Raw genomic sequence first — 22,933 nt, 5'->3', positions numbered from 1 at the left:
CTGAAATTCTGCCATCTTTGCCAACCTGTCCGAATGGCCTTTTAGGCCTGAAAACGGGGAAAAACCGTCCTCCACGGTGAACATTTACACCCAAAAACAACGTTGGAAATTGCTGCTGTTGGTGGCCGCGCTACTCATCGGCGCCGCCTCGCTGTGGTATACCAACAAGTTGGTCAATAAACTGTCGGAAGAGGAATACAAGCGTATCCAGCTCTGGGCGGAGGCGACCCGTCGGCTCGCCGATGTGACGGAGATGAATACGGACATCAACTTCCTCTCCTCCGTTATCAGCAACAACAATTCGATCCCGGTCATCTGGGCCGACGAGGAGTTCAAGGTCATTTCATACCGGAATCTCGACTCACTCAAAGCACTCGACTCGACTTACCTCAACCGGCAAGCCCTGATCATGCGCACGGAGCATGATCCGATTGAGATCAGGATCGGCCAGAATCTGAAGCAATACATTTTGTACCGTGATTCGGATCTCCTGATCCGATTACGTTATTATCCTTACTTCCAGTTGGGTGTCATCGCGCTTTTCCTGTTCGTTTCGTACCTGGCTTTCTCCAGTTCCCGAAAGGCGGAACAAAACCAGGTGTGGGTCGGAATGGCGAAGGAGACCGCGCATCAGCTTGGTACACCGCTCTCGTCGCTGCTGGCGTGGCTGGAGTTCCTCAAGATAAAAGGGACTTCTTCGGAGTATACGAATGAAATAGAAAAGGACATTCAACGGCTGCAAACCATTACCGACCGCTTTTCGAAGATCGGCTCCGCTCCGAGTCTCAAGAAGGAAAATGTGCGCACGGTCATGCAGCACAGCATCGACTACATACGGACACGTTCGTCGGACAAGGTCACCTTCTCGCTCGAAGCGCCGGCCTACGACATCCAGGCGCCGATGAATGTTCCCTTGTTCGAGTGGGTGGTGGAGAATATTCTCAAGAATGCCCTGGACGCCATGGAGGGCAACGGACGAATCCTGGTGATGATCACCGACCAGCAACAGTTCGTCTACATCGACATTTCCGACACGGGCAAAGGTGTTCCCAAATCGAGCTACAAGACTATTTTCAAACCAGGGTTCACGACCAAGAACCGCGGTTGGGGGTTGGGCTTATCCCTGAGTAAGCGGATCATCGAGGAATACCACGACGGACAGATTTTCGTGAAGAGTTCGGAGATCGGAAAGGGAACGACTTTCCGGATCGTGCTGAAGAAGTGATGTCCGGTCTCTATCTGCATATTCCCTTCTGCCGGCAGGCCTGCCATTATTGCGATTTCCATTTCAGTACGGTTCAGAAGTCTCTTCCCGACCTGATGGGCGCGATGCGACAGGAGTTGCGGATGCGTGCGGCCGAACTTCCAGGACCAACGATCGATACCGTTTATTTCGGCGGAGGTACGCCCTCCCTGCTTCCAATCGGTGAGCTCGAAGCGACGTTTCGCGTTATCCGGGAATTGTTCCATGTGTCCGAGACGGCGGAGATCACCCTGGAGGCCAACCCGGATGATCTTGATCCTGCTGCACTGGAAGCCTGGCGATCCTTGGGGATCAACCGGCTTTCGGTCGGGATACAGAGTTTTCACGAAGCCGATCTGCGCTACATGAACAGGGTCCACACGGCGGAGGAAGCCTTGTCAGCGGTTCAACGGGCACGCGCCGCGAGTTTTGAGTTGCTGACGATCGATCTCATCTACGGCACGCCAGGAATGGATGATGAAAAGTGGCTGGAGAACCTGGAAGTGTTGCGCGGACTCGGGCTGGATCATTTTTCCGCCTACTCGCTGACGGTAGAACCCCGCACGGCCCTTGACAAATTGATCCGGCAACGAGTACTGCACGATACGGATGAAGAGCAGGCGGCACGCCAGTTCGGACTACTACTGGATTGGGCGGAGGCCAACGGGTTCGAACACTACGAGATCTCCAACTTCGCTCGACCCGGAAGGTACTCGCAGCACAATACCGCGTATTGGTTCGGAGCGCCCTACCTGGGTGTCGGGCCATCCGCTCATTCCTTCGACGGCAGCATCCGTTCGGCCGTCATTCGTAACAATCATGAATATATCCGCAGCATTCAAGCCGGCCAACTGCCGCTTGAACGGGAGTCTATCGCTCCGGCCTCAGTATTCAACGAGTATCTCTTGACCCGTCTGCGTACGCAATGGGGAGTGCCCTTTGAAGATGTTCGGGCGCGATTCGGATCAGCCGCATTAAAGCAGGTAATGGAACAACTGGAGAAAGTGCGGGAAACAGGTTGGCTGGAGTCCTATGCCGGAGGTTTCCGTTTGTCCCGGCAAGGAAAATTCTTCGCCGATACGGTCGCAGCGGGCTTTTTCAAGGATGTGTAACACCCAACTTCCGGGTCCATCGCAGACCCTGGTCATCGGTCAACTCCACGAGGTACAAGCCGGAAGGAAGATCATCTAAGTATATCGAACAGGATGCAGTGGGGGTGAACGCTGTTTTTTCGGAATACACCAATCGCCCATCCGTACTAAACAGATTGACCGATACAGTTCGGTTGAACAGGCTCGGGCGGTCACAGCGAATAGTGATTTCCCGGTCGGTGGGATTGGGAAATAGTACGAGTTCATCTTCAGCGTTTACAGCTTTCCGATACACCCTGTTCCCGGCAGTAAAGGTATTCACGTGTGGATCAATCGTGATATCGCTTACGCGGAATCCCGGTTCGAATTCATAGAACGCACCAGAGCTTTGTGGTAGTATGCGTACAACGGTATCCTGAGCTGCTCCTGAAAACCCCAGTTCGATGGGGTTGTGAAAGAATAGGCCATCACCGGCGCTTCCGGATTGAAACAACTGTACCCGGACCTTGTTTTGTTCCAGGTTCTCCCAATAGGCGGTGTAACGCGGGAAGCCGCTACCTGCGTACCATTCATTAAAAAACAGGTCAAGGTCGCATTGGCAGGCGGATTCGACGTGCGCGATCAAGGTAGTCGTACGGCTAAAGGAATATTGGAGGGTCGGATCCAGCGCATAGTGACGGACACCGGTGAAGAAAGCCGAATCTCCGATCAGTTGCCGCAGCATGTGGAGTACCATCGCGCCTTTGGAATAGCTCAGTGCGCCACTGAAGATCCTGCTGACGGAAGTGGTGTCATCGCAGAATACACTGCCTTCGTCAAGCTGCGTGCCGTTTGCCACCAGTTTTTCCCGGAACGGTTTCCACAGCTCGGGTTCGAGGAATTCATAGCAGAGCCCGCTGAGGTACGTGGCAAAGCCTTCATTGAGCCAGATATCTTCCCAACTCCCGCAGGTGATCATGTCGCCGAACCACTGATGGGCAAGTTCGTGGGCGATCAGCTCTTTCTCCCAACTGCCAAGGAATGTCATGGTTTGATGTTCCATTCCGCCACCCCAGCCGAACTGCGCCTGTCCGTATTTTTCCTGCCGAAAGGGATAGGCGCCGAACAAGGAATCGAACAGTTGCATCTGACCGATCACTACGGAAGCGCCCGTGGCGGCATAGACGCTGTCCTCGGGAAAGCAAAGGTTAATCACGGGAACGTCGCCACCCGGCAGCGGAACAGTCAGGTTGAAGCGCGCATAGTTGGTAACGGCGATCGCCACCAGGTACGTGGCAATAGGATAGCGGTGCTGCCAATGCGTGACGCGTTCGTTACCGATGATCGTATCGAGGACCAGGAGGCCGTTCGACGCGCTGCGATAACCGGCCGGGTTGGTGACGATGACATCGAGCGAGTCGATCTTGTCGTCGAGGGTCTGCCGGCAGGGCCACCAGTCGCGGGCGCCATAGGGTTCCGACAGGGTCCACAACACCGGTTGCCCGTCGTGTTGCGCCGTCTCGAATGAACCGAATCCGCCGGAGGAAGGGGTGCCGTGATAGTGGACGTCGATCGAATCATAGGAGCCGTTGGCCAGTGTTGCGGGAAGTTCAATGCGAATCAGGTCGTCGCCGGGACGAATTGCTGGAAGCCTGATACCGTGATACACTACGCTATCGACCACAAGCGCATCCGAGGCATCGAACTCGATCGCATCAACGATCGCTGTTGTTCGAAAAGTCGATCTGACCGATCCGCTGATTGCGGCCACCTGGGGGTCGACCCGGAATCTGCATTCCTGGTGCAAAAGATCCAGGTTGCGGCTGACAAGTGAGGAGGGAATAGTGGTATCGATCGGTCGGCGTTTGCAATAGCTCACGACCGGTTGCGCCTCCGATATTCCTGTATGCAGGAGCGCGGACAACAGCAGGATGAGGAGGCGATGCATGGTATTAGATCAGTCGCCGATGAAGAACGGTCAATCCGATTCCGTCTCGGAAGGGGCAGTACCGGCCTGATAGCGTGCACCGGCGACAACGATCACGATTTCTCCCTTAACGACTTTATTTCCAAAATAGGCGAGCAACTCCTCGAGCGTGCCGCGTTTGTTTTCTTCGTGCAACTTGCTCAATTCACGGGATAAACTTGCCAGCCGGTCTTTTCCGAAATGCTGGACAAACTCTTCCAACGCCCGGACAAGTCTATACGGGCTCTCATAGAAGACCAGGGTTCGCTCTTCTGATTGCAATTGTTCCAGCCGTTTTTGACGTCCTTTTTTTTGAGGAAGAAATCCTTCAAAGCAGAACCGGTCACAGGGTAGTCCGCTATTGACCAGTGCTGGTATCAGCGCGGTGGCTCCCGGTAAGGTTTCCACTTCTACGCCTTGCCGCAGGCACTCCCGTACGAGTAAAAAACCCGGATCGGAGATGCCCGGAGTTCCGGCATCGGTGATAAGGGCTACGGATTGTCCCAGCTCAATGCGCTTGACCAGTTCTTCCACCACCCGGTGTTCGTTGTGCGCATGGTACGATTGGAGTCGCTTACTCAGACCAAGGTGCTTCAACAGGTTGCCACTGGTGCGGGTGTCCTCGGCGAGAACCAGGTCGACGTCGGTCAGTACACGGATAGCCCGGAGGGTGATGTCTTCCAGGTTGCCGATAGGCGTGGGTACCAGCACCAGTTTTGCCATGCCGGGTGTCAGGCCAGGAAACGGCGTTCGAGCAGGTCCATGAACGCGTCGGCGGGATCACCGCTCAGGTTCCACTTATACCGGGCGATCAATTGCTCTTCCACGAACTTGCGCGCAGCCTGGATGTCTGCGGCACCATTGACCGTGTCAATGGCTTTGTGGTACTCATTCGAATCGCCTGCAAACAGGTGATTGATGAAAAGAAAACGCTCGTTGATCCCGATCGCTGCCTTCAAATCCCGGATCGGTTTACGTTGCATCTTTTCCGCGACGCGCGCGGAGGAATTCGAAGGAGCGATGCGTTCAGCCAGGGTGGTCTTCTCTTCGAACCGGTCGGCAAGCGTCGGCTGTTCTTCGAATTTCTCGTTCAGGTCGCGTGTCGCGCGTGACTGAAGTTCTTCTGCATGCGTCATGGCATCCACCATCAACTGATCGGAGGAAATGTGCTGCGTGGACGGGGTGGCCGCTACGGCTTCAGGCGTCGGAGCCGGGGTTTCTGCGACGGGTTCTTTCATTGGCACAGCTTCGGGCGACGTTTCTTTTGGCATATTAAAACTACCCATCATGCGTTCGCCTGCGCGTTGTTCGATCTCCCGTAAGGGGCCTGACTCCGCCGTATAGCGGTTTCCGATTACCGCCTCGAGATCATCCATGCTCCGGATGGCGTTGCGGTGGTAAAGGGTCAGCGCCAATTCGTAGGTCCCGCGCAATTCGGCAAGAAACCGGTCGATCTCCGATGAGGGGATGCTGCCGGTATGAAGCTGCATGCTGCGGTGAAGATCACGCATCCGTTCCAGGTGTTCCTGGATGAGGCGATGAAGGGTGATTTGGTCCATGATTTTTCGGTACTTCATGTAAAGTTACGTAACGCCCCGACCGGAAAGGCCGTGGTATGGCTGAATAACGAACAAACCCCCGTGTATCGTGTCTCCCGGGCGCATTCATCTTGGCCGTTTTCCGTGAAATCGGTAGGTTTGTTCGGCCTTTTCCCATGTTTCTCGAGCACCTCAGGAATTCCGATCCCCACCGGGGACATATCGAAGTGATTTGCGGCAGTATGTTCTCCGGCAAGACGGAGGAACTCATCCGTCGCCTCAAGCGCGCCCGCATCGCCCGCCAGAAAGTGGAGATCTTCAAGCCGAAGCTGGACACCCGGTATGATGAAGTGAATGTCGTATCGCACGACTCGAATTTCATTCCTTCCACACCGGTGGACTCCTCCACCAATATCCTGCTGCTCGCGAACGAGGTGGAAGTCGTGGGCGTTGACGAAGCACAATTTTTCGACGATGAACTGCCGGCGGTTTGTCAGGCGCTTGCCAACCGGGGGATACGCGTGATCGTGGCCGGTCTCGACATGGATTTTCTGGGCCGTCCGTTCGGCCCGATGCCCCAGATGTTGGCCATCGCGGAGTATGTTTCCAAGGTTCACGCCATCTGCATCCGTTGCGGCAACCTGGCCAACTATTCGCACCGCACGGTGCAGAATTCTTCGCGGATCCTGCTGGGCGAACAGGAGTCGTATGTTCCCTTGTGCAGAGCCTGCTTCAACGAAGAACTCAAGAACACGCCCGGAACCTGATGCATGAGCGCAACGACGTATACACTCCGGGAACTTGCTGATATCGCGGGAGCGGAACTGTTGCTGAACGCACCGGACCGCGACGGATTTACCGAACTCCTGACCGACAGCCGAAAACTCGTTCATCCCGAAGAGACCGTTTTCTTCGCCCTCAGTGGCGAACGGCACGATGGCCATCGCTTTATCCATGAACTATCCGGACAAGGTGTAAAGAACTTTGTCGTCAGCCGGCTTACGGACGCCTTGCGGGACCTTCCGGCCAATTTTGCATTGGTGCCCGATACCCTGGTCGCGCTCCAGAAACTGGCATCCTTTCACCGTAAGCGATTCAATATACCCGTCATCGGCATCACCGGCAGCAATGGAAAGACCATTGTCAAGGAATGGCTATATCAATTGCTGCGCACGGATAAAAACATTGTACGTAGTCCGAAAAGCTATAACTCACAAATCGGCGTACCCTTGTCGGTCTGGGGAATGGAGCCCGAACACGCCCTGGGAATCTTTGAAGCGGGTATTTCCCGGACCGGCGAAATGGCCCGACTGGCGGCGATCATTGAGCCGACGATCGGATTGATCACCAATATCGGCGCCCCGCACGACGAAAATTTCGAGAACAGGGTCCAAAAAGTGGAAGAGAAGCTCCGGCTCTTCCCATCCGTTCACACCTTGATCTATTGTCGAGATTTCCCGGAGATCCATGCTGCGGTAGGACAATTGCCATTCCGCGATCCTGCCTGCAAGCGTTTCACCTGGTCGCGGAAGGTCAAAGCCGATCTGCAGATCGGTCGTATCACCCGTCAGGACGACGATACGGAGATCCAGGGTATCTGGCAGGACCGGTTCGTACGCATCCGCATTCCGTTTACCGACGATGCGTCCATCGAGAATGCCATTCACTGCTGGGCCGTGTTGCTGGTCATCGGCCTCAGCCAGGAATCGATTGCGGAACGCATGCAATACCTCAGCCCGGTGGCGATGCGCCTGGAGCTGAAGAATGGCATCAACAATTGTTCGGTCATCAACGACAGCTATAATTCCGATCTCGGCTCGTTGACGATCGCGTTGGATTTCATCTGTCAGCAGAAGCAGCACGCGAAGCGGACGGTGATCCTGTCCGATATCCTGCAAAGCGGGCGCAATGAAGAAACGCTCTACGAGGAAGTGGCAGCGCTCCTGCAAGCCCGCAAGATCGACCGGCTGATCGGGATCGGCGATGCGTTGCTCCGGCAGCGCGAATTGTTCCGCATGCCGGCGCAATTCTATCGCTCTACCGAAGCCTACCTGCGGGAAGTGACCACGGCCGATTTCCGCGATGAGACTATTTTACTGAAGGGCGCACGCCCTTTCGGATTCGAACAGATCGGGAAGTTCCTCCAGCAAAAGGCGCACGAGACGGTGCTGGAGATCAATCTCGATGCGCTCGTGCATAACCTGAATTATTACCGGTCCCGGCTACGCGGCAGCACGAAGATCATGGCGATGGTCAAAGCCGCCTCGTATGGCAGCGGCAGCTACGAGATCGCCAATACCTTGCAGTTCCATCATGTCGACTGGCTAGCGGTAGCGTACACCGATGAAGGGGTAGAGCTGCGGAAAGCCGGAATCGGTTTGCCGATCATGGTCATGAATCCGGAAGTGCAAAATTTCGAAGCGATGTTGCGCTACCGCCTGGAGCCGGAGATTTACAGCTTCCGCCTGTTGGGTCAGTTGGTCGACATGCTGCGCAAACACGACGGCGATCCTTTTCGGATCCATGTGAAACTGGATACCGGCATGCACCGTCTGGGGTTTGAAGAGAAAGACATCCATGAGTTGGCCGTTCGTCTGCGGAACCACAGGAACATCCGGGTGCAGTCCGTTTTCACCCACCTGGTCGCCAGCGACGAGTCGGAGCACGACGGATTTACCCGCCTTCAGTTCGAGCGATTCGAGCGCATGAGCGCCGTGTTGGAAGAAGCGCTCCCGCAGCCGTTTCTCCGGCACGCCCTCAACTCCAGTGGTATTTTCCGATTCAACGAAGCGCAGTACGACATGGTCAGACTGGGGATCGGTCTCTACGGCATCGCCTCTACGAGCCATGAGCAACAGCAATTGCAGCAGGTCGCGACCCTGCGCACGACCGTGTCGCAGATCAAACACGTGCCGTTGAACGAAACCGTCGGGTATTCCAGAAAAGGTCGTCTTAAAAGGGACTCGGTGATCGCAACCGTTGCCATCGGTTATGCGGACGGCATCAACCGTCGACTGGGCAACGGCATCGGGAAGTTCCTCGTCAACGGACGCCTGGCGCCGATCGTTGGCAATGTGTGCATGGACATGTGCATGCTGGATGTTACTGACATTCCCGTGCGCGAAGGCGACGAGGTCATTGTCTTCGGTCCGGAGTTGCCCGTGACGAAACTGGCAGAGTCGTTGGGTACCATCCCATACGAAGTACTCGCCGGTATTTCCCAGCGGGTAAAGCGGGTGTATTATCAGGAATAATCGAGTGCCGGCTTAGAAAAAGAGCGGCATCTTGTTGAACTGACTGCCGCGCTGGCCGCGCGGTACCAGACCGGCGATACTGAGGTTGATCTCGAACGCGTTCGCAGAACCTCCCAGGCGTGCAAGACGCGAGGTGCCGAAATCGTAGCTGATACCCAGTCCAAAGGCGGATTTCTGTGACTTGAATTCGAACCGGGCCGCGGCGATGATCGCATCTTTGAACCGGTAGTAGCCGCCGAAGCTGAAATACATCTCCTTACGAAAATTCGTGTAGCGCGACTTGAACTGGAGCTTGTTACGCAGGAGACCGCCACCCACGACCTCCAGCTGTTTTCCCTGCAGTTGCCCAAGCAAGCGGGGTTCGAAGAACAGGAAGTTGTCGCGGTTCATCGAAAGCAGACCTGAACTGTGAATGGTGTACCGGCTGGGAAGCGCGTCCTCTCCGTTGACGAAATACGAAATGTTCGGGCTGCCGATGTGCGCCATACTGGCGCCGGCATTGAAGGCATTGTATTCGTTGGGAACGAAATAGTACATGAACCCGGCGTGGAAGTCCAGGTAGGCGAACTGCTGCAACTGGATCGATTCCATGGAAGGCAGCGCCGGATCGAACTTGTCCCCATTCCACTGCGCATCCCAGGTCGTTTTCGTGAGATCCAGCGATAACTGGTTGAGCCCTCCCTGGAAACCGAGCGAGAACCAGTGATCCCCGGCATCGTCCATGGCCATGGTGTAGGAAAGAGAACCTTCAATATACGTGGAGGTCAGTTCCGCAGATCCGGCCTTGTCCTGGATCACCAGCAGGCCACCGCCGAAGAAGCTGCCGTTGTTCAGCTTGCCTTTTCCGATCGGTGCGTCGAGTGAGGCATGGATGGTCTTGTAACCCTTACCGAGCGATGACCACTGACTCCGGTAGTTATTCGAGAAACGTACCGTACCGTCGAATACTCCGGTCATGGCCGGGTTGATCCGCATGGGGGTCGTTTGCCACTGGGAGAAATGTACATCCTGGGCAATGAGAGATCCGGTCAGGAGGCATCCTGCAGCCACCGCCAGAAAGCGGCGCCCGAATTCGCGAAGGATTTGATCAATGCGTTGCATGCCTTTTCCTCTTTACCGGATCAACAGGACGGTGCCGGTCTGGTTGACCGTTTTACCGTCTGCATAGAATAGTTTAAACACCCAGGTATAAACACCTGATACGGCATCCTTACCCTTATAGGTTCCATCCCAACCGATCTCTTGCGTTTTGGTCTCGAAGACCTGTTCGCCCCAGCGGTCGAAGACGGTGAATTGCATGCTGAAGAAGTTGTTCCCCCGTACGAACAAGTAGTCGTTCGCTCCATCGCCATTCGGAGAGAAGGCATTCGGGACGAAGTAGTTGTTGTTGAAGAGGATCTCCACCAACACCTGACGGACAGCGGTACACCCCGTGCCGTCACCGATCTGAACCGTGTAGATCGTGGTTTCATTCGGCGTCGCGATCGGTGTCGCGCTGTTCACGCTGTCCAGCCCCGCCGCCGGTGACCATTGGTAGGTCACCCCGCCGCCGGCGGTCAGCTGGTAGGAACTGCCGTAATACATGGAGGTATCGGGCCCGACAAAGGCTGTGGGGACGCTCTCAACCTGGATGAACGAATATTTTAAGGTGGTATCGGAGCCGTAGGAATTCGTTACGATCAATTGTACGTCATACAGTCCGTCCTGCGGGTAACAGATGTTGGTCGGGTTGCGGAGCGTACTGGTGTCGGGAGTGGCACCCGGGAAATACCAAAACCACTGCGTGGAAGTATCGGTGAACTGCGACTGATCAAAGAAGTCGACGCACTGATTCGAACAAATCGCCGGCGTGAAGGTGGCGAAATTGGCGACCGGTAACGGACAGGTTTCAATGTTCATGTAACCGGACTTCGTGAGCGTATCGGCTCCGAAGGCGTTCGATACGATGAGCGTGACATCGTACAAACCCGGAGTATTGTAGCAAATGCCGGTAGGGCTGGGGTCCGTGGAAGTGGAGGGTGTTCCGCCGGGGAACAGCCACAACCAACTGAGCGCGCCGTTCACACTCTGATCGGTGAAGTCAACGCAACTGCGTTCACAGACGGAAGAGTCGCTGACCGAGAAATCGGCTGTAGGTCCGACGCAGGGTTCAACACGGATGTAGTTGGCAAGCGTAAGGGTGTCGCTGCCGGCAGCGTTGCCAACGATCAATTGGATCGTATAGGTGCCGGGCGCATTGAAACAGACACTCGTCGGATTCTGAGAAGATGAAGTTGCGGGAGTGCCGCCAAAGAAGTTCCAGGTGAAAGCATCCGGAAAGTTGAGGCTCTGATCGTAGAAATCAATGCAATCGCCTACGCAGATCAACGTATCGCTGGCTTCAAAGTCGGCGACCGGGGCCGGGACACCGGCCAGTGCGATGCTGTCGACTGCGAACGAAGGGTTGAGGCCGACTCCGCCGTTGTCATTCACCCAGGTGAAACCTATACGAACGTTCGGGTTGAAATCGGCAGAAGTAGGAAGTGCGACCGTGTAACGCGTCCAGGTGGAATAACCGCCACAACTCGTGGACTTGGGCATGTCGCCGATGACGGACCAGGTGGTGCCGTCGTAGTATTCAACCAGCGCGTTGTCCGTAGCGCCATCGCCGTTCTCGATGTAGAGGAACGTCAGCACGACGTTGTTCTGGCTGCTGCAATCGATGACCGGCGACTGGGCGCGTTTTTTCGTTTCAACAGCATTCTGAAATCCACCCGGATCGTAGAGTGCGCCGCAGTCGCCCGCGGGACAAATGATCAAGGCGTTGGGAGAATTGGTGACGTTGCCGACGTGTAAGGTTCGGTTGGATTCGAAAATGGCTGTGCTCCAACAACCTTCCGAACTGCAGTCGCCTTCCGGTTTACCGGGTTCACCCGCACTGATGAAGAAGTCGTTGGCTGCAGTATCGTTGACGCCGATCAGCGCCACTTCCCACATTCCATTTGCCGTGACGTAATTGTTCGCAAACGAATAGGAGTCGCAGATGCCGCCGTTGTCTCCGAAATCCTCTACCCAGAAAAACTGTGCCTGCACAGCGTTGTTCATGCCGGCAAAAAGCAGCACCAGAAAGGTCTGGAAGAGATAACGGAAAACCCTGCCTGCGCGGGAGCGTAGGTTCATATCAATCGTGGAAAGCGGTTCAATTTACAACTAATTGTCATTCCGGGCAATTCGCCTAACCCATTGATCGGCAAACTGATACAAGTTAAAGCGGGGGGCGTGGAGCTCCTTTTCCAAAGCTTCTTTCAATTGGGCTTTGGTCAGCCCGCGCATCCGTTCGCGGCGGATGAGCCGGAAAGCTTTTTCAGCCAGCAGGTAAGGGCGTTTGGCATTCATGCTGCTGCTGGTATGATGACGTTCGATCGCGTCTACGACTTCCTGTACGCCCACATCCGCGTTGGCGGTTGTTTTAACGACCGGGACTTCCCACCCATCCGGACGCGGATGCGCAGCCAGTTTGCGCAGATTGTTGGCAAAGGTTTCCGCGCCTTCGCGATCGGCTTTGTTGACTACGAATACGTCCGCGATTTCCATGATGCCGGACTTAAGCGTTTGGATCTCGTCGCCCGCTTCCGGTACAAGTACCACTACGGTGGTGTCCGCAAGTCCGGCAATTTCCACTTCGGATTGTCCGACGCCGACGGTTTCCACGATGATGTGGTCGAAACCTGCACAACGCATCAGGTCAACGAGCTCGATGACCTTTTCCGATAGCCCACCGAGGGAACCGCGGGTAGCGATGGAGCGGATGAAGACAGCTTCGTCGTTGAAGTGTTCCTGCATCCGGAGCCGGTCACCGAGCAGCGAACCGTAGTTGAACGGAGAGGTGGGATCTACCGCAATGACCGCTACCGTTTTACCGGCCTTACGTAAATGGCGTACCAATGCATTGATCAGGGTACTCTTACCAGCACCCGGCGGTCCGGTAAATCCTGTGACCGGCACACCTGTTTCCGGTGTCAGCAAATGGAGCAGTTCCCGATATCCGGTAAGTTCATTTTCCACCCGGGTAATGGCGCGTGCGAGTGCCTTACGGTCTCCGCCCCGAATGGCGGACAGGTCGGCAGCGGCATCGTATCCGGGTTCTTGCATCTCGACAAAGTAAAGGTTCGGATCGTTTGCCATCAATCCCTTCCTGTATTTATCCCTAACTTGCCGGGGTTCATAAGTCATGATCCGACTTTCCGCCGTCATCATCACCTTCAACGAGGAAAAGAACATCGGCAGATGCCTGGAGTCGCTCAAGGGCGTGGCGGACGAGATCGTCGTGCTGGACTCTTTCTCGACCGACCAGACCGAATCGATCTGCCGGGAGCACGGAGTCCGTTTCATTCGTCATCCTTTTGGCGGTTACATTGAACAGAAGAACGAAGTACTGCGCCTGGCGCACTACGATCATGTGCTCTCCCTGGATGCTGACGAAGCACTATCCCCTCAGTTAAGAGCTTCCATCCTGGACCTGAAGGCGAACTGGCAGTTGGATGCTTACTCGTTCAACCGCCTGACCTGGTATTGCCGACGTTTCATGCGACATGGTGGCTGGTATCCCGATACGAAAGTGCGCCTCTTCGTCCGGGGCAAGGGCGCCTGGGGTGGGGAGAACCCACACGATCGGTTCATTCCGCACGATCCCGCACGAGTCGGTAAACTGAAGGGCGACCTCCTGCATTATTCGTACTTCAGTGTCTCCGAACACATCCGGCAAATGAACCGCTTCACGGACATCGCTTCGGAAGCAGCCTATCGCGGCGGAAAACGCACAACCTGGCTGGCCTTGCTGTTCCGGCCCGCGGTTAAGTTTTTGCGCGACTATTTTTTTCTGGCGGGCTTTCTCGATGGCTACTACGGATTCATCGCTGCACGAATTTCAGCGCACGCCAACTTTCTGAAGTACGTCAAGTTGTACGAATTGCAGCGAAAGAAGAAGGCCTGATCAGGATTCCTCCTGTCGCTCTTCCGCCGGGTTCCCGGGTTGTGCAAACAGGAACAAGCTGATGAACAAAGCCGCAAACGTGGCGCCCGCCTGGGTTTCGAGCGTGTCTTCCGTCAGCATGGAAATCGTGGTGATCAGCCAGGCTGCCTGAACCAGTAATCCCTTAGCTTTTCCAAATGCGAACACCGGATAAATCCAGCAAGCGAGAAATACCGCCAAACCGAATATGCCAAGTGCCGCGGTTACAGCCAGGTATTGATTGTGCGCACGCAAACGAAATTCCGGCCGGAGTTGTGTTCCCATTCGTTTGTATTCTGCCTGGTATGCTTCCTTGAGGTCGCCGGTGCCCGTCCCGAAAAGCGGATGGGAACGGATCACACCCATGGCGGCTTTCCAAAATTCAAGGCGTTGGGTGACCGAATGGCCGCTGGGGTTTCCTCCTTGCTGATAACGTTCGAATTCCCACACGATCTGACGGATGCGTCCGCTGAGACTGCTCCGTTCCTGATCGTTTACGTTCGCCACACCTTGTTCTATCGACGCGACTTCGGTCGCGCTTAACGCGTCCACGGCCCGGCCGTCTTTTCGCCAACCTTTTGACGCGAGAAAGCGGACGAGCGTCCAACGCAAGGGTTGGTTGCGCAGGTCGGTGGAGTCGAATGCATGCAGGCTCCTTTTGTTCCAATGTTCGCGCAATTCGATATCACATACGTACGCATTGACCGGATAACCGTTTTCATAGGTCGGCTGCTCGAGATCAAAGGTGTAAAGATTCCCGTACTGCGTCTTTTCCCATTGCCGGATCGGATAAGGATGACGCACGGAGGTTTCCTGCCAGGCCGTCCGGACGGTGCTGATCACCACCACCGGAATGGCGATCAGGACGATCAACGCGAGTGCTTTGGTCCAGCTTCGTCCCCGCTGAAACAAGGCGCGGAGGAGGAAGAAGCTTGCCGTCAACAGCAGGATCACAAGGCCGGTGATCGATTCGATGATCACGAGAAAGACGATGAACCATACGGCCAGCAGGAACTCAAAGAGTCGTGCGATCGGGCCGGCCGGTTCCTTTCGAAGCAGGCGGTCAGCCAGCAGATAAACGCCTACGCACAGGAATAGTGAAAAGCGAATGTGCGAGATGCCGAAAATGAAAACGTCGCGAACCGTATGCACCGGTCGGTCGATCCAGCCCAGGAGCACCGCTACGCTGACCAAACTTCCCGCGAGAAATGACAATAGCAAGATGTCGGCCACGAGGCGGAATTGCTTTCGCGACAGGGGCGAGTGACCGGAGAAAATCAACGGAAGCACCAGCAACGGGAGCTTGATGCGGACATCCTTCCAACCTTCTGCCAGGTCGTGTGTCCATGCCAATCCGATCACGTGCAGCAACCAGATCCCGGCAAGCGCAACTGCGGCCTTGTTGCGGAAAAAGCGGAGGAACTTCTCACGAACGGAGCCGCCGTCCAGTAAGAAGGCGCCGGCCAGTACGAACTGGGATACGCTGGTCAGAAAGAGCGATAGCGGCAAGCCCGCTGCCAGCAGCACCAGCCCGAGTGTATAAAGTCGATTGTCGCGGAAATAGCCGGGCGCTTTCATGCAGGCGGTACCAACTTATTTCGCTTCAGCGCGGATGGTCCCTTTCAATATTCCACTGTAGCGGGTGGCATCGCGGAGCAAGTTGGAAGCTTCATTCAGCTGCGGATCGTGTTGCAGGGCGGCTTCGATACGGCCAACCTGATAGTAATAACGGGAAGCGATCTCTTCCTGAAGCAGTTCCAGGATCTCGGCTTTGTTTTTCCGAAGATCGTTTTGCTTATCGTGGGAGAGTTTGGCCTTCAGGGCTTCGTATTCCGTCTTTACAGCTGTGAGGTAAGCCTCTTCATCGGCGATCTTGCGCAATTCCTCCAGCGTCTTTTCGCTGCGGGTGGAATAATCGTAATCCTTGTCTTTCAAAAAGGCCTCGAAGTCGGCAAAGTCAGCATCGCCTAATCGGAAATCCCTGGCAGCCGGTATGTCTGGATGGTTGCGACGATAGCGGGTCGCGTAATCGAAGATCAGGTTTTTGCTCAGCAGGCTTTGCGCGATGTTGCTGAGCTTGTCCGATTCCGCGATCAGGTCGGGCAGAATACCGCCACCGTCGCGGACCGTTCGCCCTGCTTTGGTTTTGAATTCGTGCGTCAGTGAATCCGCGATCTTGCCTACACTGCCGTCCTCATTGCGGTGGGAATAATCCAATGCCTGAATACACCGGCCGCTCGGGATGTAGTATTTGGCGGTCGTGATCTTCAATTGCGCATTGTAGGAGAGTGGACGCGTCGTTTGTACAAGGCCTTTGCCGAATGTGCGTTGTCCGACCACGACGGCACGGTCGAGGTCCTGCAATGAACCGCTGACAATCTCCGAGGCGGACGCTGAGCCGCTGTTCACCAGTACAGCCACCGGTAGCTGCGGGTCCAGCGGATTGTTCTGGGCCTTATAACTCTTGTCCATCTCGCGGATCTTACCGCGGGTGCTGACGATCTCCTGTCCGCGTTCCACGAACAGATTGGAAATATTGACCGCTTCGTTCAGGAGACCGCCGGGATTTCCGCGGAGATCAAGTATGACGCCTTTTAGCTCGCCTTCCTGCTTCAGTCGCTTGAGCGCATCGCCGACCTCCCCGCTTGCATTCTCCGTGAAACTGCTGAGGCGGATGTAACCGATATTGTCACCGATCCGGCTGGCGTAGGGAACGCTTTTCACTTTGATCTCTTTCCGCGTGATCGTTTTCAGGATCGGGTTTTCTTCGCCTTCGCGTCGGATGAGCAACTTGACGTCCGTATTGGGTGATCCTTTCAGCGCCCGGCTCACTTCGTCGGTCTTCTTTCCTTTTGCACTGCGGCCGTCGATTTCAAGAATGACGTCGCCCGCCCGCAAATCGGCCAGTTGCGCCGGATACCCTTCGTACGGATCGCTGATCTGGATGTAATCTCCGTGCTGCCGGATGAGTGCGCCGATTCCACCGTATTGCCCGGTAGTCATGAAGCGATAATCTTCAATGTCGGATTCCGGAATGTAATTCGTATAAGGATCCAGGTTTTCCAGCATCGAGTCGATGCCTTTCCGCATCAACTTGCCCGGATCGGTAGAATCCACATAGTACATGTTCACCTCCCGGTAGAGGGTGGAGAATATGTCCAGGTTCTTTGACACCTCGAAATAGTCGTCAACAAATGCTGAACTGACCAGCGTGACCACTACCGTGCCCAGGACCAGCAGGGCGGTTTTTAGACGGCGCAGATTGTATTTCATTCCAACGATTTTTTTCAGGGAACAGGGTCGTGACCGTGTCCTCCCCAGGGATGACACCGGGCGATGCGCTTCAAGGTAAGCCATCCGCCTCGGAATGCACCGTGCTTTTTGATCGCCTCAATGCCGTATTGCGAACAGGTGGGCGTGAAACGACAACTCGGACGGAGCAGGGGCGACAAGGCACCCTGATAGAAACGGATGATCGCGATGAATAGTCTACTCATCATGGCTCCGCAATTGACCGGTCAGTTGTTGCAGACAACGCATGACCTGGGTTTCCACCTGTCGGTAGTCGGGGAGTTTCCGGCCGGTAAACACGAACAGAAGCGCGACCTCTTGTTTGCGTTCTTCCAGCAACGTGTAAAGTTCCGCTTTATTTTTCCGGAAGGCTTCGCGCAACAGCCGCTTGATGCGATTCCGGTCCACCGCCCTGCGGAAGTTTCGTTTTGGTACTGAAAAGGCCGTGGCTGCCGGAAATCCCGTGGAAAGGACCTGTCGTTGCCAGGTCAGGCGAACAGGGGGATGATGGACGGATTGACCTTCCTGAACGAGGGTTTCGAAGGACTTGCGACTGACGAGTCGCTCCAGTTTACGGAACGTATTGCGGCGGAGCGCTGCCATGCCGCCCGGGAATTACTTGTTGGCTTTCTTGATGTACTGCTCCAACGCCATCGTCATCGAAGGCGCTGCCGGTACGGGAGCCTGGATGTCGAGACGAAGACCCGCATCCAGCACAGCCTGCGCGGTGGTCGGTCCGAAAGCGGCGATCCGGGTATTGTTCTGCTTGAACTTCGGGAAGTTCTTCAGGAGCGAAGTGATGCCGGAAGGGGAGAAGAATACCAGCACGTCATAGTTCACATTGGCCAGGTCGGATAGGTCGCTGGCAACGGTTCGATAGATGACCGCCTTGGTATAATCGATGTGATGAGTGTCCAGGGTCTCGAAAATTTCCTGCTTGTGGATATCGGTGCAGGGAACAAGGAATTTCTCCTTCTTGTGCTTCTTGATGACGTCCATCAGATCACTGATGGTTTGCTTGCCGAAAAAGATCTTCCGCTTCCGGTAGACAACGAATTTCTGTAGGTAGTAAGCAGTCGATTCCGAAATGCAGAAGTACTTTAACGTTTCGGGCACAGTGACGCGCAATTCGTTGCAAACCCGGAAAAAATGATCGGCGGCGTTTCGGCTCGTCAGGATGACCGCCGTATGCTCAGCGAGATTGACCTTGTCTTTTCGGAAGTCTTTCGCCGGGATCGGCTCGACCTGAATGAACGGACGGAAGTCGATCTTGAGGCTGAACTTCTTCGCCAAATCGTAATAAGGAGACTTATCGGTTTCAGGTTTCGGCTGAGTAACCAGAATGGTCTTCACTTTCAGGCTCATGGGCTGCAATTTCCGTTTCGGTCGTCAGTCGAAATCAACTCCTTGACGCCAGGCGCAGGAGCACCAACAAAGGGGCGATTTCAAGGGTGCAAAGATACAAAAACAAATAAAGCGGTGAGAATCCGGAGGTTCCTATCCCGACCAGGAATCCGCGAAACAGCCGATACAGATAAACCAGGCCGATCAGGATCAAGGCGGCCTGGAACAAGCGGTCTCCCGGCAGCGCTCCGTGAAAGGCCAGCAATGCGATGAAAGGCAGTAACAGGATGCCCAACAGGTTGTTCAGGAGAAAGACGTTGAAGATGTAGAGGGCGGTCTCCTTTTCTACATCGAACAGCCAGCCGGCGATTTTTAATATCAGGAATTTCAAAGCATAGACGGCTGACACCAGGATCGCGAAGAAAAGAAAGCGGGGAAATCCACTGCCAATGCCGGCAAGCGGCCAGTTCCGATGCAGGCTGAATTCGTACAGGAACAAGGCGCCTACCAGGTAAAAGACGATGCTGAGATAAACCGAAGCGCGTTGAACCAGGATGTTCTCGTCGCGTACGATCTGGTTCGTCAGGTTGTTGTTGACGACCGCCTCAAAGAGCTGCGTAAAGTACTTGTTGTAGAAGACGCGAAGCCAGGTGAACACCGCCGCGATCAGCAGCAGGATTGGAAACAACCAATCCGGCGAAACATACGGCCGGTCGATCGGTCCGTTGTGTGTCGGCTGCAGCGCGTGGTCACCGTACAGATTGATGATCGCCGGGCTGGTCTTGACCGGCGGGGCCGGCACGATCCGAACCAGACTGTCGGTAGCGCTCACCCCGACAGAGTCGGCAAAGGCCAGGCTGTCGTTCGGCAAACCTATCAGGCTCAAGGTGTCCGGCATGCCGCGAAGGTAAGCAGTTTACGCGCTGTCAGGAATACCGTCTGGAAGAGTTTCCCGTTCCGGAATGTGCTGTCCCGGATTATTTCTTCAACCCGAAAACGCGCGAGATGATGAAACTGAATTTCATTCCCCCCTTGCTCCAGGAATCAAGCGTGTTCACGAGAAAATCGTTTTCCATCAATCCACTTGCATTGGTCAGCATGATCGTGAAGACATGCCCGCCTGTTTCCAGTTCCAGCCCGCCACCGATCACATCCTGATAATCCGGCAGAAGTTCTTCGCGGCCGAAGGCGTGCGAGTAATCGGCGAGAACGGATGCGCTTTTGGTGAATCGCCAGCGAACACCGGCCTGAAAACTGAACAGATCCGAAGGATCGCCATCCGCAGTAATGTTGCGATGAAGGAAACCTCCACCGGCAGCAAGCGAGAAGCCGGGAGAGAATTTTCGGGCGATGATCAGCGAACTGTGATAGGTCAACCGGTCGGTGTTTCGCTCAATCACTTCCCCGGCGACAGCCGAAAGCGCTACGTTGGAGAATGCGGTCAGCGCGAGGGGAACGTGATCATCCTGCGTTTGCTCCAGGATGCGGTACTTCAGGAATCCTTCAAAGTTCTCCATGCGTTTGTAGCGGGCCACACCGACCATCAACTTGTCGGTGATGCCAAAATGCAGCCCGATCCGGATGTCATTCGACTGGTCCAGCCCATACAAGGTGTGCTTTCCTCCGCCGCTTTCCGTTCCCATGGTGCCGAACAAATGACTGACACGGAAATCCAGGTTGTGCTTTCGGACGGTTTCGGTGCTCTGCATGTTCACCACATGGTTGCCCTTGAAGGTGGCCATGACGCGCTCGTGCTCACCCGACCCGCTCTCAAGTCGCAACTGATTCAACAGGTCGTCTTGCGCGAACGCCGGTGCGCACAAAGCGGCCAGCAACGATAGCAGAAGGAGTCGTTTGACCATCAGTCGTTTTTACGAAATGGCTTGTAGGTAATGTCCAGATCCACGCGGACCGTATCCGCAATGTTCTCCGTAAGAAGTTTTGGGATGGAGATCCCGTAAGACTTGACCGCGATTGGAAAGCTGGCAGTCAGACGGATCACGCCATTCCGAACTTCGGCTTTACCGGGAATCTGCAGGCTTTGCTCGACGCCGTGGATGGTCATCTTTCCCGCGGCTTCCATGGCCATCGACGTGTCAAGGCCCGGATGGATCGGTTGGCTGAGGGTTCCCGTGAAGGTGGCGTTCGGAAACCGGTCGCTCTCCATGTACTTCTCGTTGAAATGCTCCTCCATCAGCGACTTTTCAAAATGAAATCCCCGGATCGGAATGATGAATGCTAGCTCACGTTTGGGAAGGTTCAGGATCGATTGCGGTCCGAGGTGGCGGCCTTCGATATTCTCAATCGGCGCTTCGGAAAAGAATGAAACGAATCCTTTATCGGTAATGTAGACGCTTTGCCCTTCTGTGCATGTTGAAACGAACAGGAAGGAAATCAGCAGCATGATGGCGAGAGGGGAGAGCCGCATGGTTCAGTTGTCTGGAAATCCCTGTTGTATCCATAATTCAAGCGTGTACCGGTCGCAGGGATTCATCTCGAAATCTTCCGGCATCTTCATCGGGTCTTCCGGATCCAACCGAAGTCGCTGCAACAATCGACCGCTCCGGATGCGGTCGGCCAGTACCCCGTAGGTCCGGTAGTCGTACGCGCCCTCGCCTCCGGCCACATGACAACCGCTGAAAGCGCAGTTGTTCAGGATGATCGGACGGATCTGACGACTGTAACTGACCAGGCTGCTGTCGCATCCGGCAGGCCGGACGAACAAGATCGTTTGCTTATCCTTGGTACACGACCAAAGCGAGCTAAGCAGGAGCAGGCCGGTGAACAGGAGGCGCATGACTCCTTCAAAGATAGAAAAAGGTAAACGCGTCGGTAGGCTTTAACTACCCGGTGTGACCATGACCTTTCGTTCCATGGTGGGTCGTTCGCTTCCGCCTTTCGGCTCCACGGTGACGGCCCAGGCGGTCGCGATGGCGACGTCCTTTACCCGGAACATACCGTCCTCCTCCGGCATATCGAACATGCCGGCATTGACAGGCGTGTCGGCCTCCATGGCCCACAACTGGTATTGCATGCCGTTTTCGGCCGGCATGGGTTCCAATACTTCGACCCAGGTCTCGTGGGAGCGCGGGTTCCAGTAGATGCGTGCCATCGGTTTCGCGCTGGAGTCGGCCATGGCAAGTGTCAGGATCCTGACATCGGGATCACGTCCGATCATGTGGTCCGCATACAGTTTATCGAAGGAAGCCTGGAGCGTATTCAGATTCAGCGAAAGTGATTGTTTTTCCTGCAGCACCGCCGTATAGCGCTCTTCGGCATCGTTCCAGCGGGAATAAAAGAACCAGGATGCGAAGGTGCTGATGAACAAGGCCGCGAGACTCGCCGCGATCAGGTATTTATAGGTGAGGTAGAAGGAGCGGTCACGCTGTGCTTCCCCGGATTCGGAACGTTGTTGTTCACGCACGTGATCCATCAGCCGTCGACGCGTCGAGGGTCGTGGATTGATGGAATGCGCCTCGGCATACTGTTCAAGTGCCTGCTGGACCCGATCCAATTCAGCTCGCAATTCCGGATACAGGAGCAGGCGCTGCTCGAACTCCATGCGCTCGGTCGACGAGAGGTTGCCCATCGCGTACAGCTCCACAATTCCGGATTCTATGTACTCCTTCACGTCCATGCTTCCGTTCAATGCTCTATTTCTGTTTCAAACAAGGCCCGCAACTTCAGCAGCGCCGCCCGCGATCGGGTCTTGACGGTTCCCAGCGGAATGTTCAGTTTCAGCGCCGCCTCGGCCTGGGTCAAACCGCGGTAATACAGCAGATCGATGATCTCCCGGTAATCCGCGTCAAGGGTATCTACGAGGTTTCGTAGCCCGATGGTTTCCGGGTTAAAGCCGTTTCGGGTGTGGGAATGTTCCGCTTTTTCCAGCGGATCGTCTTGCCGGTGTTCCCTGAATTCGCGTGAGCGAACGGCATCGATCGCCAGGTTGCGCGCAATGTTCAACATCCAGGTGAACAAACGGCCCTTGGCAGGATCATAATGACGGACCCGCTCCCAAATGCGCAAAAAAGTTTCCTGCAGGATCTCCTCTGAACGTTCCTGCACGCCCACAATGCGATGTATCACACCGTATAAGGCAGCCGAATAGCGATCGTACAGGTATTCCAGTCCCTTGACATCGCGGGATGCAAGCAGTTCGATCAGTTCCTGTTCGGGAATCGTCTTTCTGGAAACCACTGGTAAGGGGTGAATGTGGAGGTTAAAGAAACGAAAAAGC

22 protein-coding genes are annotated in these 22,933 nt (G+C 55.3%); 5 read left to right on the top strand and 17 right to left on the bottom strand.

Annotation, left to right across the window (positions count from 1 at the left end):
- Positions 1-76 precede the first annotated feature (76 nt).
- Both IPJ96_14985 and hemW read left to right on the top strand, forming a co-directional pair.
- On the top strand, positions 77-1,225 hold the full coding sequence (locus IPJ96_14985) for a HAMP domain-containing histidine kinase (protein MBK7911621.1): 1,149 nt from the start codon (positions 77-79) through the stop codon (positions 1,223-1,225).
- Entirely contained in the window at positions 1,225-2,355 is a 1,131-nt protein-coding gene (gene hemW, locus IPJ96_14980) for a radical SAM family heme chaperone HemW (GenBank protein ID MBK7911620.1), read from the top strand. The genes IPJ96_14985 and hemW overlap by 1 nt, the downstream gene beginning before the upstream one ends.
- Here the strand turns inward: hemW and IPJ96_14975 are convergent.
- From IPJ96_14975 to IPJ96_14965, 3 genes are read right to left on the bottom strand one after another with little or no spacing between them, the layout of a single operon-like run.
- Complete coding sequence (locus IPJ96_14975) at positions 2,342-4,261, bottom strand: T9SS type A sorting domain-containing protein (protein MBK7911619.1); 1,920 nt, start codon at positions 4,259-4,261, stop codon at positions 2,342-2,344. The two genes, hemW and IPJ96_14975, sit on opposite strands and share 14 nt — an antisense overlap.
- Positions 4,262-4,291: 30 nt before the next feature.
- On the bottom strand, positions 4,292-5,002 hold the full coding sequence (gene rsmI / locus IPJ96_14970; GenBank protein MBK7911618.1) for a 16S rRNA (cytidine(1402)-2'-O)-methyltransferase: 711 nt from the start codon (positions 5,000-5,002) through the stop codon (positions 4,292-4,294).
- A gap of 8 nt (positions 5,003-5,010) precedes the next feature.
- On the bottom strand, positions 5,011-5,856 hold the full coding sequence (locus IPJ96_14965; GenBank protein ID MBK7911617.1) for a hypothetical protein: 846 nt from the start codon (positions 5,854-5,856) through the stop codon (positions 5,011-5,013).
- 137 nt (positions 5,857-5,993) lie between these two features.
- On the opposite strand from IPJ96_14965, the gene IPJ96_14960 reads away from it, so the two are divergent.
- On the top strand, positions 5,994-6,584 hold the full coding sequence (locus IPJ96_14960; GenBank protein ID MBK7911616.1) for a thymidine kinase: 591 nt from the start codon (positions 5,994-5,996) through the stop codon (positions 6,582-6,584).
- Between the two features lie 3 nt (positions 6,585-6,587).
- Complete coding sequence (locus IPJ96_14955) at positions 6,588-9,071, top strand: bifunctional UDP-N-acetylmuramoyl-tripeptide:D-alanyl-D-alanine ligase/alanine racemase (protein ID MBK7911615.1); 2,484 nt, start codon at positions 6,588-6,590, stop codon at positions 9,069-9,071.
- A gap of 12 nt (positions 9,072-9,083) precedes the next feature.
- Here the strand turns inward: IPJ96_14955 and IPJ96_14950 are convergent, their stop codons facing one another.
- The 3 genes from IPJ96_14950 to meaB are packed head-to-tail and all read right to left on the bottom strand — an operon-like array spanning position 9,084 to position 13,202.
- Positions 9,084-10,172, bottom strand: a complete 1,089-nt coding sequence (locus IPJ96_14950) for a type IX secretion system membrane protein PorP/SprF (protein ID MBK7911614.1) — start codon at positions 10,170-10,172, stop codon at positions 9,084-9,086.
- 12 nt (positions 10,173-10,184) lie between these two features.
- The gene (locus IPJ96_14945) at positions 10,185-12,230 is read right to left on the bottom strand and encodes a gliding motility-associated C-terminal domain-containing protein (protein MBK7911613.1); all 2,046 of its coding nucleotides are present in this window, start codon (positions 12,228-12,230) and stop codon (positions 10,185-10,187) included.
- Positions 12,231-12,260: 30 nt separating this feature from the next.
- Positions 12,261-13,202 carry a methylmalonyl Co-A mutase-associated GTPase MeaB gene (meaB, locus tag IPJ96_14940; protein MBK7911612.1) on the bottom strand — a complete coding sequence of 314 codons (942 nt, stop codon included), beginning with the start codon at positions 13,200-13,202 and terminating at the stop codon, positions 12,261-12,263.
- Between the two features lie 79 nt (positions 13,203-13,281).
- Between meaB and IPJ96_14935 the strand changes: the two genes are divergently transcribed.
- Positions 13,282-14,043, top strand: a complete 762-nt coding sequence (locus IPJ96_14935) for a glycosyltransferase family 2 protein (protein ID MBK7911611.1) — start codon at positions 13,282-13,284, stop codon at positions 14,041-14,043.
- Here IPJ96_14935 and IPJ96_14930 read toward each other — a convergent pair whose 3' ends face one another.
- The 11 genes from IPJ96_14930 to IPJ96_14880 form a co-directional block, all read right to left on the bottom strand.
- The gene (locus IPJ96_14930) at positions 14,044-15,639 is read right to left on the bottom strand and encodes an O-antigen ligase family protein (protein MBK7911610.1); all 1,596 of its coding nucleotides are present in this window, start codon (positions 15,637-15,639) and stop codon (positions 14,044-14,046) included.
- A 15-nt stretch (positions 15,640-15,654) separates the two neighbouring features.
- Positions 15,655-17,334 carry a S41 family peptidase gene (locus IPJ96_14925; GenBank protein ID MBK7911609.1) on the bottom strand — a complete coding sequence of 560 codons (1,680 nt, stop codon included), beginning with the start codon at positions 17,332-17,334 and terminating at the stop codon, positions 15,655-15,657.
- Between the two features lie 14 nt (positions 17,335-17,348).
- Positions 17,349-17,561 (bottom strand): membrane protein insertion efficiency factor YidD, encoded by a 213-nt coding sequence (yidD, locus tag IPJ96_14920; GenBank protein ID MBK7911608.1) that lies wholly within the window; start codon positions 17,559-17,561, stop codon positions 17,349-17,351.
- Positions 17,551-17,955, bottom strand: a complete 405-nt coding sequence (gene rnpA, locus IPJ96_14915) for a ribonuclease P protein component (protein ID MBK7911607.1) — start codon at positions 17,953-17,955, stop codon at positions 17,551-17,553. The genes yidD and rnpA overlap by 11 nt, the downstream gene beginning before the upstream one ends.
- Positions 17,956-17,967: 12 nt before the next feature.
- The gene (locus tag IPJ96_14910; GenBank protein ID MBK7911606.1) at positions 17,968-18,717 is read right to left on the bottom strand and encodes a uroporphyrinogen-III synthase; all 750 of its coding nucleotides are present in this window, start codon (positions 18,715-18,717) and stop codon (positions 17,968-17,970) included.
- Positions 18,718-18,751: 34 nt separating this feature from the next.
- On the bottom strand, positions 18,752-19,594 hold the full coding sequence (locus tag IPJ96_14905) for a DUF4271 domain-containing protein (GenBank protein MBK7911605.1): 843 nt from the start codon (positions 19,592-19,594) through the stop codon (positions 18,752-18,754).
- Positions 19,595-19,673: 79 nt separating this feature from the next.
- On the bottom strand, positions 19,674-20,558 hold the full coding sequence (locus IPJ96_14900) for a hypothetical protein (protein MBK7911604.1): 885 nt from the start codon (positions 20,556-20,558) through the stop codon (positions 19,674-19,676).
- Positions 20,558-21,124, bottom strand: coding sequence for a YceI family protein (locus tag IPJ96_14895; GenBank protein ID MBK7911603.1), 567 nt, complete (start codon positions 21,122-21,124; stop codon positions 20,558-20,560). Before IPJ96_14895 ends, IPJ96_14900 begins: the two co-directional genes overlap by 1 nt.
- 3 nt (positions 21,125-21,127) lie before the next feature.
- Positions 21,128-21,493 carry a hypothetical protein gene (locus IPJ96_14890; protein MBK7911602.1) on the bottom strand — a complete coding sequence of 122 codons (366 nt, stop codon included), beginning with the start codon at positions 21,491-21,493 and terminating at the stop codon, positions 21,128-21,130.
- 42 nt (positions 21,494-21,535) lie between these two features.
- Positions 21,536-22,345 (bottom strand): anti-sigma factor, encoded by an 810-nt coding sequence (locus IPJ96_14885; protein MBK7911601.1) that lies wholly within the window; start codon positions 22,343-22,345, stop codon positions 21,536-21,538.
- Positions 22,342-22,893, bottom strand: a complete 552-nt coding sequence (locus tag IPJ96_14880; protein MBK7911600.1) for a sigma-70 family RNA polymerase sigma factor — start codon at positions 22,891-22,893, stop codon at positions 22,342-22,344. The genes IPJ96_14885 and IPJ96_14880 overlap by 4 nt, the downstream gene beginning before the upstream one ends.
- Positions 22,894-22,933 lie beyond the last annotated feature (40 nt).

It is taken from the genome of Bacteroidota bacterium, from assembly GCA_016713765.1.
Classification (GTDB): Bacteria; Bacteroidota; Bacteroidia; order AKYH767-A; family 2013-40CM-41-45; genus Pollutiaquabacter; species Pollutiaquabacter aromativorans.
Note: the sequence above shows the minus strand (reverse complement) of the source record. Positions and strands in the feature narration are given on the sequence as shown.

Coding starts and splice junctions, on each gene's coding strand:
- hemW (MBK7911620.1), top strand. CDS start 1,225: ATGTCCGGTCTCTATCTGCATATTCCCTTCTGCCGGCAGGCCTGCCAT.
- IPJ96_14975 (MBK7911619.1), bottom strand. CDS start 4,261: ATGCATCGCCTCCTCATCCTGCTGTTGTCCGCGCTCCTGCATACAGGA.
- rsmI (MBK7911618.1), bottom strand. CDS start 5,002: ATGGCAAAACTGGTGCTGGTACCCACGCCTATCGGCAACCTGGAAGAC.
- IPJ96_14965 (MBK7911617.1), bottom strand. CDS start 5,856: ATGAAGTACCGAAAAATCATGGACCAAATCACCCTTCATCGCCTCATC.
- IPJ96_14960 (MBK7911616.1), top strand. CDS start 5,994: ATGTTTCTCGAGCACCTCAGGAATTCCGATCCCCACCGGGGACATATC.
- IPJ96_14955 (MBK7911615.1), top strand. CDS start 6,588: ATGAGCGCAACGACGTATACACTCCGGGAACTTGCTGATATCGCGGGA.
- IPJ96_14950 (MBK7911614.1), bottom strand. CDS start 10,172: ATGCAACGCATTGATCAAATCCTTCGCGAATTCGGGCGCCGCTTTCTG.
- IPJ96_14945 (MBK7911613.1), bottom strand. CDS start 12,230: ATGAACCTACGCTCCCGCGCAGGCAGGGTTTTCCGTTATCTCTTCCAG.
- meaB (MBK7911612.1), bottom strand. CDS start 13,202: ATGCAAGAACCCGGATACGATGCCGCTGCCGACCTGTCCGCCATTCGG.
- IPJ96_14935 (MBK7911611.1), top strand. CDS start 13,282: ATGATCCGACTTTCCGCCGTCATCATCACCTTCAACGAGGAAAAGAAC.
- IPJ96_14930 (MBK7911610.1), bottom strand. CDS start 15,639: ATGAAAGCGCCCGGCTATTTCCGCGACAATCGACTTTATACACTCGGG.
- IPJ96_14925 (MBK7911609.1), bottom strand. CDS start 17,334: ATGAAATACAATCTGCGCCGTCTAAAAACCGCCCTGCTGGTCCTGGGC.
- yidD (MBK7911608.1), bottom strand. CDS start 17,561: ATGATGAGTAGACTATTCATCGCGATCATCCGTTTCTATCAGGGTGCC.
- rnpA (MBK7911607.1), bottom strand. CDS start 17,955: ATGGCAGCGCTCCGCCGCAATACGTTCCGTAAACTGGAGCGACTCGTC.
- IPJ96_14910 (MBK7911606.1), bottom strand. CDS start 18,717: ATGAGCCTGAAAGTGAAGACCATTCTGGTTACTCAGCCGAAACCTGAA.
- IPJ96_14905 (MBK7911605.1), bottom strand. CDS start 19,594: ATGCCGGACACCTTGAGCCTGATAGGTTTGCCGAACGACAGCCTGGCC.
- IPJ96_14900 (MBK7911604.1), bottom strand. CDS start 20,558: ATGGTCAAACGACTCCTTCTGCTATCGTTGCTGGCCGCTTTGTGCGCA.
- IPJ96_14895 (MBK7911603.1), bottom strand. CDS start 21,124: ATGCGGCTCTCCCCTCTCGCCATCATGCTGCTGATTTCCTTCCTGTTC.
- IPJ96_14890 (MBK7911602.1), bottom strand. CDS start 21,493: ATGCGCCTCCTGTTCACCGGCCTGCTCCTGCTTAGCTCGCTTTGGTCG.